The organism is Pseudotabrizicola sp. (assembly GCF_030656345.1).
GTDB lineage: Bacteria > Pseudomonadota > Alphaproteobacteria > Rhodobacterales > Rhodobacteraceae > Pseudotabrizicola.
Genome location: NZ_JAUSNR010000029.1, coordinates 1 through 15,038, shown reverse-complemented (window position 1 = coordinate 15,038; position 15,038 = coordinate 1). Strand labels below are relative to the sequence as shown.

Below are 15,038 nucleotides of genomic sequence, written 5' to 3'. Positions count from 1 at the left end.
CAACCCGATCTCCCCGCGCCAAGCCCGCACCCTCCAGGTGATCCATGAAACGCGCCCCTCGCAGCCGTCAACGCCATGATTTATATGCGAAATATCACGATTACGACAGCGAAATCAGCGACTTACTTGGAGAATGTGGGTTTGTTTCCCTCGGCGGGCCTTTCCACCAACGAACACGACACGACCGTCCGTAAAACTCTTCTGTTCATTGATGGCATGGGGGCGATTGTCCCATCCGGCTGCTTGCAGCTTGGGGACGACGAACTTCCTGCAAGTATCGGCCTCATTCATACGCACACTTCTTCGCCCAATTATCACAGACCATCGCATGGCCAATGGCTTGTCAAAGAAACAGGGCTCTTATGGACGAGCAATTCTTTGGTTTTGCAGCTCTTTCGCCTTACTCTGGTGGGCAGAGCCTACAACTGGCGGGATTGGCGCCGCAAGCATTAAAGCTCCCCGAAGACCATGTGGCTGTGGCATTTGATCAGTCCGGGCGGCTTTTGTAGAGAACCCGGGCCGACGAGTACTTGTCAGGCGGTTTGGCACCTCCCGGCGTACCGCCCGGACCGGGCCCTCGTCCTTCGGACTGGAGCCTGCCGAGGCAGTCTCCCCCCATTCGGGCGACTGTCCCTGGCGCGAAGAGGGAGAGGGGTGCCGAAAAGGGTCAGGTCCGGCGGGTGAGAGAGAGCGCTGATCGGGCCTGACCCGTTCCCGCTCTCTTGAGGAATTCCCGATGAACGACCTTTCCCCGGCGACCCTGGCGCAAGCGCCGGTCGCCCCGGCTTCTGCTATCCTGATTGCGGCTGGCCTTTTGCTGCCCTCACTCGAGCGCGGGCAGCGCATTGACGGTGCGACATTGCGCACGGCGATGGAAACCGCCTTCGGCGCTTCGGATGCCTCCGGCCTTTGGGATTGGAAGGCAGGTTATGATGCCTGCGAGGCCGCGACAGTCCTTTTCCTACGGAAGTACGGCCGGTCGATCTTTCGCCAAGCCGATAAGCCCGCGGCGCGAGTGGCCGCGCTCTCAAAGATCGTGGGCCTTCTACCCAGCCACACGCGCCGGTCCGAGGAAAGCCAATCGCTGCAACAGTTCTCAACGCCGATCCCGCTCGGCCTCGCGGCACTGACCGCTGCGGCAATTAAGCCAGACGATGTTGTGCTTGAGCCTTCGGCAGGCACTGGCCTCTTGGCTATCCTCGCCGAAATCTCCGGCGGTAGCCTGATCCTCAACGAGTTGGCCGACACCCGGGCTGACCTCCTCTCTTCCCTCTTTCCGGCCCTTTCGGTCACCCGCTTTGATGCGGCGCAGATCCATGACCATCTCGATGCTTGGGTCGCGCCATCTGTCGTCCTGATGAACCCACCGTTTTCCGCGATGGCGAATGTCACCGGCAAAGTTCAGGACGCCGCCTTCCGGCATATCGCCTCGGCTCTCGCGCGCCTCGCCCCGGGCGGGCGGCTGGTCACGATCACCGGCGCGGGCTTCGGTCCCGACCTGCCCATCTGGCGCGATGCCTTCGTCCGGCTTCAGGAGAGCGGGCGCGTGGTGTTCTCGGCGGCGATCGACGGATCGGTCTATTCGCGCCATGGCACGACGTTTCCGACGCGGCTGACCGTGATCGACAAGAGCCCGGTCGAAGATCCCACGCGCTTCCCCGCCTCCCCTGGCATGGCAACTGACGTTGCGACCCTGCTCGGCTGGATCACCGACCATGTGCCGCCGCGTCCAGCCGTCGAATTGCCGAAGCCGCCGTCGCCCACTTCGCCTGCGCGCTCAGTCCGCGGCTATCTCGCTCAGGCCAATGCTGCCCCCGCCATCCGCAAGCCGGCTGCATCCCCGAAGACAGTCGAACTCGTCTATGAGACCATTGATGCGACGCCGCCCGATGCCGTCCGCATCACAGATGCGATCTACGAAGAATACGGCCTCCAATCGATCCGGATTCCCGGCGCCGTGCCGCATCCGACCAAGCTGGTGCAATCCGCTGCCATGGCCTCGGTAGCGCCGCCGCGGCCGACCTATCGGCCTATGTTGCCTGTGGACATCGGCCAACGCCTGTCGGACGCCCAGTTGGAGACGGTGATCTATGCCGGCGAGGCCCATTCCGACCATCTTGCCGGGAGCTGGACCGTGGATGCGACCTTCGACACTGTCAGCGCTGCAGCCGATAGTGTAGTTCACTCGGTCCGCTTCCGCCGCGGTTTTATGCTGGGCGATGGCACCGGCGCGGGGAAGGGCCGACAATCCGCCGGAATCATCCTCGACAACTGGCTGCGCGGACGTCGCAAGGCGGTCTGGATCTCGAAATCGGACAAGCTGATCGAGGATGCGCAGCGCGACTGGACGGCGCTTGGCCAGGAACGGCTCCTGGTCACTCCGCTGTCGCGCTTTGCCCAAGGCAAGCCGATCACCCTGTCGGAGGGCATACTCTTCACCACCTATGCGACTCTGCGCTCCGATGATCGCGGCGAAAAGATCTCACGCGTCCGCCAGATCGTAGATTGGCTGGGCCGCGATTTCGATGGGGTCATCATCTTCGACGAAAGTCACGCCATGCAGAATGCGGGCGGCGGCAAAGGCGAGCGTGGAGATGTCGAGGCGTCGCAGCAGGGCAGGGCGGGCTTACGCCTGCAACATGCACTGCCCGAGGCCCGCATCGTCTATGTCTCGGCAACAGGGGCAACGACCGTTCACAATCTCGCCTATGCGCAACGGCTCGGCCTTTGGGGCGGAGAGGATTTCCCGTTTGCCACCCGCGCCGAATTCGTCGAGGCGATCGAGGCCGGTGGCGTCGCGGCCATGGAAGTGCTTGCCCGCGATCTCCGTGCCCTTGGCCTCTATACCGCGCGGTCCCTCTCCTACGACGGCGTCGAATACGAGCTGGTCGAGCACAAGCTGACCGACGAGCAGCGCCGCATCTATGATGCTTACGCGGGTGCCTTCGCGGTCATCCACAACAATCTCGATGCGGCGATGGAGGCGGCGAACATTACCGGGTCGAATGGAACGCTGAACCGTCAGGCCAAATCCGCTGCTCGTTCGGCCTTTGAATCGACGAAGCAGCGTTTTTTCGGCCATCTGCTGACCTCGATGAAAACCCCGACGCTGATCCGGTTAGTCACGACCGATCTCGCGGCGGGCCATGCCGCCGTGATCCAAATCGTTTCGACCGGCGAGGCGCTGATGGAACGGCGCCTCGCCGAAATCCCGACCGACGAATGGAATGACCTAACGGTGGACGTCACTCCGAGGGAATACGTCGGTTCGTACCTTCAGCATTCCTTCCCAGTGCAACTCTATGAGCCCTTCACCGATGGCGAGGGCAACCTGTTGTCGCGCCCGGTCTTCCGCGATGGCCAGCCGGTCGAATGCCGCGAGGCCGTGGCACGGCGCGACGAGATGCTGGAGAACCTTGGCTCGCTTCCTCCCGTCCCGGGCGCGCTCGATCAGGTGATCCAGCATTTCGGGACAGAGATGGTGGCGGAAGTGACAGGCCGGGCGCGCCGCATCATTCGCAAGGGCGAGGGCTTGGCGGCACGGCTTGCGGTCGAGACTCGCGCGCCTTCGGCCAACCTTGCCGAGACCTCGGCTTTCATGGATGACCAGAAGCGCGTCCTGATCTTCTCCGATGCCGGGGGCACCGGGCGCAGCTATCACGCCGAGCTTTCGGCAAAGAACCAGCGGCTCAGGGTTCACTACCTGCTGGAACCCGGCTGGAAAGCCGATGCGGCGATCCAAGGCCTAGGCCGCACCAACCGGACCAATCAGGCGCAGCCACCTTTGTTCCGACCGATCTCGACTGATGTGAAAGCTGAGAAGCGTTTTCTCAGCACCATCGCCCGCCGCCTCGACACGCTGGGCGCCATCACCCGCGGGCAGCGCCAGACGGGAGGGCAGGGGCTCTTCCGCCCTGAAGACAATCTCGAAAGCCTCTATGCCCGGGATGCGCTGCGTCAGCTTTACCTTCTGCTCGTGCGCGGCAAGATCGAAGGCTGCTCATTGCAACGCTTCGAGGCGGCCGCGGGCCTCAAGCTGATGGACACTAATGGCATCAAGGATGATCTGCCACCGATCACCACCTTCCTGAACAGGCTCCTGGCCTTGACCATCGAGATGCAGGGCATCCTCTTCGCGGCCTTCGAACAGCTCCTCGAAGCGCGGATCGACGGGGCAATGGCATCGGGCACATATGACCTCGGCTTGGAGACCCTGCGCGCAAAGAGCTTCCGCGTCACCGACCGACAAGTGATCTACACCCACCCGACCACCGGCGCGGAAACCCGACTTCTCTCCATCACGGAACGCCGCCGCAACCGACCCCGCCTGCTGGACGAAGCGCTCGCCGAACTTGACGACCCGCGTGCCGTCCTGATGATCAACACCCGGTCGGGCAGGGCGGCAGTGCAGGTGCCAACCACCAGCTTGATGCTGGATGATGGCGAGATCGAACGGCGGGTTCGGCTGATCCGCCCCACGGAAAGTCAGAACATCGCCGTCCGCCTGATGGGCGGCACGCAATGGGTCGAGACAGACCGCCCCACCTTTGTCGCCGCCTGGAATGCCGAAGTGGTTGAAGTGCCGGAGTTCACCGACAGCACACTGCATGTCGTCTCCGGTCTTCTCCTGCCGGTCTGGAAGCGCCTGCCGCAGGACGAAACCCGCGTCTATCGCCTTCAGACCGATGATGGCGAGCGGATTATCGGCCGCAGGGTCTCGCCCGCCTGGGCCGCGACGGCCACTGGGGCAGGGGTACCAAACCTTTCCCCTGATCAGGCCTACGCCGCGCTGATTGAAGGCAAGACGATCCTCGACCTGACCGAAAGTCTGCAACTGCGCCGGTCCCGCGTCATGGGGGTGAACCGGATCGAGTTGACCGGCTTCACCGAAGGCATGCGCGAACGGCTCCGGGCTTATGGGCTCTTCAGCGAGATCATCTCGTGGAAACTGCGCTTCTTCGTGCCAGTCGGACCTGATGGCGCGGGAGTGCTTGCCAAGCTCCTCAACCTCTGGCCTATCTCCCGCATTTCTGAGCGTGAGGTTGCCTGATGTCCCGTATTGATGCCGCAGATTTGGCGCAGCGCCTTGGTCAACAGGCCGAGGCGGTCTGCCAGACCTATCTTTCCAACGGACGCAGACAGGGCAACTATTGGCAGGTCGGCGATGTCCGCAACACCGCAGGGCGCTCGATGTTCGTACGCCTCACGGGCCCTGCTTCGGGCAAGGGCGCTGCTGGCAAATGGCAGGATCCATCAGAGGGCAGCCATGGTGATCTCCTCGACGTCATCCGCGAAAGCCTTGGGCTCAGCGATTTCGCCGACGTCCTTGAGGAAGCCCGGCGCTTCCTCAGCCTGCCGCAACTGGAACCGATCCCAAACACCCCGACGCCGAAGCTCGCCCCCGCACCCTCTGGATCGTCGGAAGCGGCACGGCGGCTCCTTAGCATGTCCGGCCCGCTCAAAGGCTCGCTGGCAGCAACATATTTGCGGTTCCGTGGCATCACCGATCTCCGCGACACCGGCGCCCTGAAGTTCCACCCGAACTGCTACTACCGGGGGCAGGGCGAGGATCAGACCGAGACCTGGCCCGCGATGATCGCTGCCGTCACTGACCGCGAAGGCAAGGTCACCGGTGTGCACCGCACATGGCTTGCGCGCGATGGCGGCTCAAAGGCACCTGTCGACACGCAGCGGAAGGCGATGGGGGATTTGCTCGGCCACGCGGTCCGGTTCGGGCTGGCCAAAGAGGTCATGGCAGCGGGGGAGGGCATCGAGACCGTGCTCTCCCTCCGTCAGGCCCTGCCCAAAATGCCGATGGTTGCAGCGCTCTCGGCCGGACACCTAGCAGCCCTCCTGTTTCCGGCAAATCTGCGCAGGCTCTATATCGTCCGCGACAACGATCCGGCGGGGGACGGTGCAAGGGGCAGCCTGGTCGCCCGGGCGCACGAGGTCGGGATCGAGGCCATCACGCTTTCGCCTATGTTGGGAGATTTCAACGACGATCTCACCGTCCGCGGTCTGGATGCACTTCGGGCGCATATCCGGGCGCAACTCGCGCCCGAGGACGTCAGCCGTTTTCTGGCGCAAGATCATTTGACCCGTCGAAGCGGGTGATCCCAGAGGTCCGATCTCATCACGGGTATACGAGGCTGCAGTTCCATCAGCGGGACCGCGCCTCGGCCTTCTAGAGGGCGAGCGGCCCACAAGCGGTCCGGTCAGGCAATGGCGGCGCCCGACTATTTTCCGCCGGCGGCAGAGCCGCCTTTGCATCGCGAGGCAAAATAGTCGGGCTTGGCCATCAAGGCCCTCGCAAAAGGCTCGGTCTGCCAGACCGGACCGCTTGTCGGCTTTTCGTCGCCATGAAGGCCGCGACGGTCGCGGTCCAGACGATGGAGCATCCCATGTACGCCCATGACGAATTCGAACCCGATCACACCTCCTCGCCGACCGATCACATGATCCAGGACCTGGCGCTTTATGGCTACCGTCCCGCGGCGGGCGAGGCCGATCCCCGGATCACGCCCGAAGACCAGGTCATCCAGACCGCCGTCGCCGACATCTTCGACGCGCTGGTCTCCACCATGGCCGACACCAGCCTCGATTTCGACCTCGACGAGATCCTGTGGTCGACCGTCAATACCTTCCACCGCGCCGCCGAACGGATCGAGACGAAACTCGACGACAACGAGCAAGCGCAGAAACGCCTTCAGCGCGAACAGGATGGCTCTGAGGTGAAATCCGTCCAGCTTGAAATCCTGATCGACATCGGGCAGGGCCTGATCGACCGGCGTGAGAGCATGGAACTCTTCCGCGAAACCGCTGCCGACCTCTTCCTCAAGGCCACCGGGACCCATTGGTCACCGCGTTCGGGCTCGCGCACCAGCCATCGCCACCTGACCGCCGCGATGATCGACAGCCGCGACTTCATCGCCGCCAAGAAACGCGCAGAGACCGAGAGCTTGGTGCCTCCGGGACCGAAAGTTGCCTTCTCGGGCGGGGACACCACCGATCATCGGCTGATCTGGGATCGTCTAGATCAGATCCACACCAAGCACCCCGACATGGTGCTGTTGCACGGTGGCTCACCCAAGGGTGCCGAGCGCATCGCTGCCACATGGGCCTCCAACCGCAAAGTTCCACAGGTCGCCTTCAAACCGGACTGGACCAAACACGCCAAAGCCGCACCCTTCAAGCGCAACGACCAGATGCTGGACTGCATGCCGATCGGTGTCGTGGTCTTCCCCGGCACTGGCATCCAGGACAACTTGGCCGACAAAGCCCGCAAGATGGGCATCCCGGTCTACCGCATGGCAATGGGCAGCGCGTAAGCGCTGCCCTCCACGAATGCTGGCACCAAAACTTCCATGGTCCCTTGCCAGGAAATGAAGACAGAGTAAGTTCTTGCCCATGGAGGAAGCCAGCTTGGCAGAAAGAACGATATCCGAGATATATGATGGCCTCGTTCCAGAAAATTCTCATCTGGGGCGGAAAGTCCATCGTCTCAATGCCGCGGTTCACCATCTGGATCGTCCCAAAGCGACACTCGAGATCGTAAGCGGACTCTTCCAAAAATACACTAACCGCGCAGCGAGCTCTAAATCTCAGCAAGCCCGTGCAGAGTATGAGCTCTTATCTGGACATTTGTCCTGGTTGGGCAGTCTAAGAGGCGATCCGCGTCTAAGCGCCGAATATGCCAAGTTCAAGACTGCGGCAAACGTCGAGGGATTCCTAGGGGATCAGGACAGTGATGCTACGCGCGAAGACACACTAACATTTCGACTTGACTTACATGTCCAAAGACTAAGATCTTCAATTGAAGACAACACGTTTCAGAGGGACATATTTGACTCTTGCGGGAAAGAAGCGTTTCTCCCGAGAATATCCAGGATAGTTGACAAAGTATGGAAGAAACACTCAATCGAAGTATCTCCGGCATCGCTTGATGCAAGCGCAATGCTAAGGAAGAGCTTTGTAGAATTTATGCATCTGCAACTTCTGCAGAATGCTCTATCTCACGCCAACGCAGACGCAACGTTCAACAGGAACTATAACCGGTTCAGTCGAGAGCATTTCTCAACTGAAGGTGAAGACTATCTGTTTGGCGTACTAACGTTTCTTGACGTTACGCTCCTCGATCCGCACAAGGTGAGTCAAGCTAAGTTTAACTTGGAGCTCCAATCGTTCTACCCAACGCTTAGCAGCGTGGCGGCGGACCTTTACCAGCGACTCATTGGGCAGAGAAGAAGAGTTCTTATATTCTCCTACTGCGACACCGGACCTGGCATTGAGCGGCACGTACGCCATTTTAGTCCGAAACGCGCAAATCTTCCAGACACATTGAACGTGAAGCGCATTATTGATGACCGAATGGCTGGGCGTGAAGTTCCAGGTGCTGGTCAGGGGCTCAATGATGTTCGAGAACTTGCGCGCGAAGTTTCCGCTAGAATAGTTGTCGAGACGCCTGGAGGTATATACTTCGACGATAGCGTCAGTAACATCGAACAGACGGAGCAAAAGTCGCGACTTTCACGTGGAACCGCATTCTCAGTCATTCTAGAGATCTAGCGATTGCAATATAGAGTCATCGACATTCAGTTGGACCAGTTCGAGCGTGACCAAGAGGACGCGCAGCTGAGCGTTTTCAGCAAGCTAAAGACAATGGAGGCAGCGCAGCGAAGTAGAGGACTTGTCAGGACCGGCCGAGAGAACGACGAAACCATTTTCGTGTATCGTCTCCCGGTGGCTGTTAACTGGTCAAAGTACCCAATTAGTCTGCATGCTATGATAGATGGGCTACGAGCCGCGTCACCGGCGATTGAGTCAAATGTGCAGCTTGTAATCTGGACAAGCGACTTTGAGCCAATGATTGATAGTGTATCCATTCCTGAGGGCAACGATGTTTGGCAACGCACAATAGGAGATTGCGCGCAGTCGAAGGATGCGCTTTCCGCAATCCGGCAAGCGGAGTTCCTTGATCTTCTTTCAAGCCCGGATGTTCTTTTTGAGCATGCGGGTGCTGCGCTATTCGAGCTACCCTCTGGTCACCTGTCGGATTACTTTGTTAGGATAGGGAACCTGCAGTCGCGATCTGGCTTCTTCTCCGCTATCTTCTTTTGGATGATCGAGCACCTTCGCGGTGTGAAACACATCATGTGCGATACGTGGAGCATTTCGACTTCGGCCGCTGTGGTCGCAGACTACTTGATGATCTACGAGGGATCGACCAGCGGAAGTGTGCCTCGAATTTCCTGGTCCTACTCTCCAAGCTATATTCCAACGAGCCCGCTCAAAGAGAGGCAAATTTTCGACGCGGTTCATGCCGCCCAAAAGCTTGGTGGAAAGGCGCTCTTCTTGTCGAGTTTCTACTCGTCTGGAGGCCTAGAGCGGGCAATTGTCGAGCAGTTAGCGGAATATGACGCCCGAGATTCCGCGGTGCTCATTGCCATCTACTCCATTCTGAATACTTGCGAATACTCAGAGCTCGTCCTTTGCTCGATGGACAAACTTCTGGAGAGCCGTGGTCTCCGTGGAAAAAATGCTGAAGCATCAAAAGAGGTTGAGGTTATTTCGGTAAGTTCAACCAGTTACTTTCCAGACTATCGAGTAGCAAAAATTCTACCCTTTGTCGTTCAGGACATTAAGGAGGATGCGGACTTTTGGGCTCGATATTGCGGTAGGGAACTCTTCGCTCTCCATCGCGATGGCTCCACAACTTCCGATACTAGGCATGGTATTCGTCGGCACCATGCATACCATGTCGACCTTGACAGGTTATTCGCGGACCCAGCCTATCTGAAGAGTTTGGCGAACAGAGTTCAGGACGTCGCTCCATTCCGCAATGTGTTTGTCGATGGATCTGCTGCCAGTTTGACTATGCAAGAGAGTTTGCGCAAGGTCGCTCCTGGACTTTTGGAAGGATCCGCTGTGTACACGGTTCCTGACTGGCGTGAGATCTCCGGCCGCAAGGATTGCCTGCAGGCGCTTAACCTAAAGGGAGCTAGGTCGATCTTTCTGTTACCTGCGGTGTTAACGGGTCAGACAATTGGCGATTTGAAGCGGCATCTCCGTGAAACGTCGCTTGATGCAATGCCAAATATTCATGTAATGATTGGCCTTCTGCGGCCGTCAGATCCGGTCGTGATGAAGAATTACGCTGTGCTTGGTGCGCGGTATTCAGGTACGGGTGAACTGACGGTGGTGGAGAAGGTAGCTCTGCCGAACTTTGGCAGGAAGGAATGCGCATGGTGTCGTGAGCACGACACGCTGGATGCTGCACTCGGCAGGACAGATATAGATGGAGTCTCTCGGGATCTCTTTGAAGCGAGAAGGGATCTTCTTCAGGTTGCACTTGTGAATGGCCTAGTTGGAAGTGAAGTCTTTTTTGATTCTTCGACAGACAGCCGACTTCCGTTCTACGGTGGATCTCTATTCATCGATGCGATGATCGGAAAGGAGCAACAGAGGGGAGAACTTGATGATATTGAGGGGCTCGAGAAATCTAGAGCCTTAATGACGCTGGTTGAGAGTTCACTTTTGTCGGAGGCGGATTTATGCTTTGTTGTTGCGAATGCAATTCAGAATTGGCGGAACAGAACGGTTCGCGCGAACGTCGGGCGTGCCACGGTTGATGCCGCAACGGTCGTAAGCGATGATAAGTTCAATGAAGCGCGCTTGCGCGCTGCGATTTGGCGTTCCTTAAGACCATACGAGTTGACGCTTGCGGTGAGAGTTAGCACTGGATTTGAGGATTTGATCAGTAGAGTTTTCGATCCGGTTGACACGATTGCCAGCCACCGACGTCTAGGTTTGGAAGCGTCGCTCGCTTTTGGTCGTGAACTGCGAGTTCGTTTTGGTGGTCTGTATGATACTGCGAAATGGGGATCAGGGGGGTTCTTCTGGTTGCCTGTCGTAGACCCTGTTCAGTAGCGCTGGCCGGGCCGCTTACCTTTCTTGAGAGATTACATAATCAAAATTATGCGACACAAATCGCGGAACCCCGCAAAGTAGAAATTTCGCCCTGCTTGGGGCTGATCCTCAGCCCTCCGGGAACAGGAGCGCCTCAACGTCCATCGCCCCGTTCAGCACGTGAAGGATGGTGATCCGGTCTTTGCTGACGCGGTAGAAGATCAGGTAGCGGCCATGAACTCGGCGACGGATGCCATGATGCACATAGCGCGGCACGATCGGCCAGGCTTCCGGCATGTCGGCAATGTCGAGGCACCGCTCGTAGAGTTCGCGCACGAAACTCAAGGCGCGCACCGGATTGTCGCGGGCGATGTAGTCGGCGATCGCTTCCAGATCGGCCTCGGCCGCGCTGGTGATGTCGACCTTCATTCCGATGCGCGACTCATGCTCTGGTATTTGGCCTCAAGCCGCGAAACCACATCGGATATCGGTTTGACCCGTCCTTTCTCGGCATCATCGAGACCGCGCGCCAAGGCTAGGTCGAGCACTGAGAGCCGTGCTTCACGTTCCTGGATCAGGCGGATGCCTTCCCGGAGCACTTCACTTTTCGAGTTGTAGCGACCGGTCTCTACGAGCCTCGCGACGAAACTTTCGAGCTGCGGTCCGAGGTCAGCGCTGATCATGGGCCCTCCGATCTGTATTCGATAAGGTAGACCGCTTGATAACAGTTATCAAGACTTGTGTACTGCCGGTCAGGATATCGACGCCAGGTAAACTGCGCTTCTTCGCCGATCTGCGGTCATACGGTTGCCGTCCCGTTTCGTCTCTGTTCCAGTCCGGTCTGTCGGACAAAGGACAGAAGGTGCGCACATGGCCCTGAATGACAAGATCCCGAACTGGCCGGAAGCCGCCCACGCGACTGCCCGACGCAGTCTCCTTGCCGCTGATCTGGTGATCGATGGTGACGTCACTTCTGATGGCCCAGTCGACGTCCATGGCAAGATTGTCGGATCTGCCAGCGCGCCCGAGGTTTTGGTTGCTGCCACTGGCCGGATCGAAGGCACTGTCAGTGCCCACGACCTGTCCGTTCTGGGGTTTGTTTCGGGATCTGTCTCGGCACGTCATATACATCTGTCACCGAGCGCGGTGGTTCATGCTGATGTCCTGCACGAGCGGATTGTGATCGAAGCCGGCGCAGAACTGGAAGGCCGGCTGCAGCGAAGGCTGTGACGAGGTTTCAGGCGCCGTTGCCTCGATTGCGGGATGGTTCAGCCAGACTGTAGCCACGACGTGACTTCTGCCGAAGGGTTCGATTTGCTGACGCTTCGGCCTCGCCCGCGCTCGGCCAAGTCTCGAGGCTTGTTCGACCACAAGTCCCGATCCGGCCCCATCGGCGCAGCACCGTGACCTCGCCGAAGAGAGTCGCGGCAAGATCGATGCAGTAGAACCGGGACATGTTGGCGTCAGCGTCGATGCGGTGCAGATGTGCTAGAACCATTGCGGTCCTCCCCAGCACAGAATCCGCCCTGCCACTCGGAAAGTCCAATCGTGTTTCTGAATCGGTTTGGTCGATCCGATTCAGGCCGACGATGGATCGTCCGGCGCGACTTCGACAATCTTGACACAGGTGGTATGCTCCGAGGGTTCGCTCTCCCCAAGCAACGGCATGCGACGCTTTGGCCTCTGAGCCGGCGTGAGCTATAGAACTTGCGTCTATAGCTCACGGTGCCAAGCCAAGGGCCAGTTCACGGGCTTGCTGTCTTGGGTCCGCCCGCCAAGGTCGGCTGTAGGATTAATCATGCGGCGTCAACCATGGGTTCATACCTTACCTCGGCCAGGGCCTCGTTCAGCCAGGCCGGTTGCACGTCACCATTGTTCCATTGGTAGAGGTACCCCACGAGCGTGTTGGTCTTCTGGCAGAGGATCCGCATGATGGGTTTGCCAGTAAGTCTGGGTTGTGGGGTCATGCTACGCTCCTCTACTCGGACCTCTGCACCAGGGAAAAAGGAGGCCGCTCATTCTGATCGTGGGTGTTAAAGATTGGTTTCTGCAACTGCAAGATGAAGACGCAAAACCGCGCGAAATGTGATCGAAGAAGTTCAAGATATCCTTTTAGGTAGGTAAGTTACGAGACTTCGCCTCCATGCGGCCGCGCAGCACGTTCGGCGATCTCGGTAAGGATGGCGTCGATTTCGGCCCAGACGCGGGGCTCCAACTGGCCGCGGATCAAGGTCCACTTGCTTAGGACGTCGAGGGGATCGTGGGCGCGCAGGAGGGCGTTCATAGCACCAGCGTGGACAGCCAGCGAGGTGCGTGCGCGCCATTCGGTGATCTTCGTCCGCTGCTCTTCCGATGGGGGGACGAAGTCGGGCCCGAGTTCCCAGTTCTTCACCGCGCGGCGCAGGGCTGCGCGGATGACATGAGCAGGATCGACGCCGCAATTGATCAGGGCTTCCTCCTGCCGTTCCAGTGCATTCACCCGGATGTCGATCTTGCGTGTCGCCGGAATGCGTCGCGTTCTGGGGGACGATGCCATTGCGGGGGGCGCAGCGCTGCCGGCCGTCTTCTGGCCGGGCCGTGGTGTGGTCGCCGGCGACGTGCTTCCCGGCGCGGCAACGTGATCGTCCACGACTACTGGCTGCGCGCTCCCAGGCTGTGGCGTTACCTTGGCCCGCTGTACCTCCTCCCGTCCCGGTTCTTCTTCCACCTCTGGACGCAGGGATGCGGCATAAGCCGGGTCGGGCCGTGTGATCGTCGGGATCTTCTTCCTCACCGCCCTGCCCTCACGCGGCCAGGATGTTGTTGAGGATGTCGGTCGCCTCTTCCAGCGCCTCGACCACATGGCGCACGTGCGGGCGCATGAGCGGGTTGGGATCGGCTTGCTTCTGCAGCGCCACGGCGTGAAGGAGGCCCTTCTCGTCCATCTCCTTGTAGGCGTTGCGGCGCATCATCACGGTCTCGACCACCGGAAACCGCGCGATCGCCGCCTCGATGAGGGCAGCATCTGCGCGCGTCGTCTTGGGATCTACCATGTTCAACACGACGTGGTGGCGCGGCAAGCTTTCTGGGTCATCGACGCGAGCCCGGAGCTTTTCGAACCAGTCGGCCGTCTGCGCGCCGACATCGAGATCCGAAGTCGAGAGCATGACAGGCGTCACGATGTGATCGGCCAGAACGGCGATCCCGTCTGACCACTCGGCCCCGACACCCGCCGTATCGATGAAGATGAAATCCGCTGAGTCCGCCGCATAGACTTGCTCGATCCGGCGATCCACAGCGCCCACGCTCTCGACGGTCGCAGAGCGCAGGAGAGGTGATCCTAGACCCGCGGCTTCAGCCCGCTTGTGCCAGGTGCCGAGCACACCCGTGCTGTCGGTATCGATCAGAAGGACGCGACGGCCAGCGGCAACAGCAGCGCTGATCAGGGCGCGCGAGAGCGTGGTCTTGCCGCTCCCCCCTTTCCGGGCCATCGCGGCGATCACCACGAGATTGTCGTTCGGCATGGGGACGGTCCTCTCGCAAAAGTGGTTATATGCAGCAAAGATGTAAGATCGTCGCTAACCTCCGCGTGCGACGGCGTCAAGCAGAAGGCGGGATGCGTGGTCCCCGAGGCGGGATGCGGGGCGCACGGTGCTTCGCACATCTGGCGGAAAGCACCGTACGTGCGACAGAGGGCGTCCTCCAGTCCGCGCGATGCAGCCAGCAGATGCCGTGCGACACTCGACATCGGCCATAGTTCGGGATGCACGAAACAAAATGCATCCCGCGCGGGACGTGAGCCATCCGGCGCCAGACGGGATGCGGGCAGCATCTACCATTTGACGCTTGCCAGACGACATGCTGCGGGGCGCGCAAAACGCAGTCCAAAGGACGCGATGCGCGGTGCAGAGAACGCGGAACGCGTTGCATGGAGCGCGATGCGCGCTGCAATTGCCAAAGGACGTCAAATCGGCCTGCGATTCCGATTTTCTACATTGAGTACAAGCCCTTGGTGCCTTCTCCGCTTGTGCTGGGAGAAGGCGGGCTTGTACGAAGTTGGCAAGAAATAGGAACGTATACTTCACATGGGCAGCAGTCGCAGACTGACCGATCAGGAGCGCCGTCAGATCGTTCGGGAACGGGCGAAAGGCGTC

14 protein-coding genes are annotated in these 15,038 nt (G+C 59.7%); 7 read left to right on the top strand and 7 right to left on the bottom strand.

Annotation, left to right across the window (positions count from 1 at the left end; translation table 11 throughout):
- Window positions 1-114: 114 nt before the first annotated feature.
- Window positions 115-291: a hypothetical protein gene (locus tag Q7J44_RS17470; protein WP_304882101.1), complete on the bottom strand. Its 177-nt coding sequence runs from the start codon at window positions 289-291 to the stop codon at window positions 115-117.
- Between the two features lie 71 nt (window positions 292-362).
- Here Q7J44_RS17470 and Q7J44_RS17465 point away from each other — a divergent pair, with 71 nt between their 5' ends.
- The 6 genes from Q7J44_RS17465 (at window position 363) to Q7J44_RS17440 (ending at window position 10,926) form a co-directional block, all read left to right on the top strand.
- Window positions 363-509, top strand: coding sequence for a hypothetical protein (locus Q7J44_RS17465; RefSeq protein ID WP_304882099.1), 147 nt, complete (start codon window positions 363-365; stop codon window positions 507-509).
- A gap of 227 nt (window positions 510-736) precedes the next feature.
- Window positions 737-5,050 (top strand): strawberry notch-like NTP hydrolase domain-containing protein, encoded by a 4,314-nt coding sequence (locus Q7J44_RS17460; protein WP_304882097.1) that lies wholly within the window; start codon window positions 737-739, stop codon window positions 5,048-5,050.
- Window positions 5,050-6,114: a toprim domain-containing protein gene (locus tag Q7J44_RS17455; protein ID WP_304882096.1), complete on the top strand. Its 1,065-nt coding sequence runs from the start codon at window positions 5,050-5,052 to the stop codon at window positions 6,112-6,114. Before Q7J44_RS17460 ends, Q7J44_RS17455 begins: the two co-directional genes overlap by 1 nt.
- A gap of 287 nt (window positions 6,115-6,401) precedes the next feature.
- Window positions 6,402-7,328, top strand: coding sequence for a DUF2493 domain-containing protein (locus Q7J44_RS17450; protein ID WP_304882103.1), 927 nt, complete (start codon window positions 6,402-6,404; stop codon window positions 7,326-7,328).
- Window positions 7,329-7,407: 79 nt separating this feature from the next.
- Entirely contained in the window at window positions 7,408-8,565 is a 1,158-nt protein-coding gene (locus Q7J44_RS17445; protein ID WP_304882094.1) for a hypothetical protein, read from the top strand.
- Between the two features lie 261 nt (window positions 8,566-8,826).
- Entirely contained in the window at window positions 8,827-10,926 is a 2,100-nt protein-coding gene (locus Q7J44_RS17440) for a hypothetical protein (protein WP_304882092.1), read from the top strand.
- A gap of 108 nt (window positions 10,927-11,034) precedes the next feature.
- Here the strand turns inward: Q7J44_RS17440 and Q7J44_RS17435 are convergent, their stop codons facing one another.
- Entirely contained in the window at window positions 11,035-11,334 is a 300-nt protein-coding gene (locus Q7J44_RS17435; RefSeq protein ID WP_304882091.1) for a type II toxin-antitoxin system RelE/ParE family toxin, read from the bottom strand.
- Window positions 11,331-11,588 (bottom strand): type II toxin-antitoxin system ParD family antitoxin, encoded by a 258-nt coding sequence (locus Q7J44_RS17430; protein ID WP_304882089.1) that lies wholly within the window; start codon window positions 11,586-11,588, stop codon window positions 11,331-11,333. Before Q7J44_RS17430 ends, Q7J44_RS17435 begins: the two co-directional genes overlap by 4 nt.
- A gap of 187 nt (window positions 11,589-11,775) precedes the next feature.
- Between Q7J44_RS17430 and Q7J44_RS17425 the strand changes: the two genes are divergently transcribed.
- Window positions 11,776-12,135 carry a polymer-forming cytoskeletal protein gene (locus tag Q7J44_RS17425; RefSeq protein WP_304882087.1) on the top strand — a complete coding sequence of 120 codons (360 nt, stop codon included), beginning with the start codon at window positions 11,776-11,778 and terminating at the stop codon, window positions 12,133-12,135.
- Window positions 12,136-12,142: 7 nt separating this feature from the next.
- Here the strand turns inward: Q7J44_RS17425 and Q7J44_RS23325 are convergent, their stop codons facing one another.
- The 4 genes from Q7J44_RS23325 to Q7J44_RS17410 form a co-directional block, all read right to left on the bottom strand.
- Window positions 12,143-12,403 (bottom strand): WGR domain-containing protein, encoded by a 261-nt coding sequence (locus Q7J44_RS23325; protein ID WP_370693032.1) that lies wholly within the window; start codon window positions 12,401-12,403, stop codon window positions 12,143-12,145.
- A 298-nt stretch (window positions 12,404-12,701) separates the two neighbouring features.
- Window positions 12,702-12,872 carry a hypothetical protein gene (locus Q7J44_RS17420; protein ID WP_304882085.1) on the bottom strand — a complete coding sequence of 57 codons (171 nt, stop codon included), beginning with the start codon at window positions 12,870-12,872 and terminating at the stop codon, window positions 12,702-12,704.
- A 158-nt stretch (window positions 12,873-13,030) separates the two neighbouring features.
- Window positions 13,031-13,678, bottom strand: a complete 648-nt coding sequence (locus Q7J44_RS17415; RefSeq protein ID WP_304882083.1) for a hypothetical protein — start codon at window positions 13,676-13,678, stop codon at window positions 13,031-13,033.
- A gap of 10 nt (window positions 13,679-13,688) precedes the next feature.
- A complete protein-coding gene (locus Q7J44_RS17410; protein WP_304882081.1) occupies window positions 13,689-14,408 on the bottom strand; it encodes a ParA family protein in 720 nt (239 codons plus the stop codon).
- Between the last annotated feature and the right edge of the window lie 630 nt (window positions 14,409-15,038).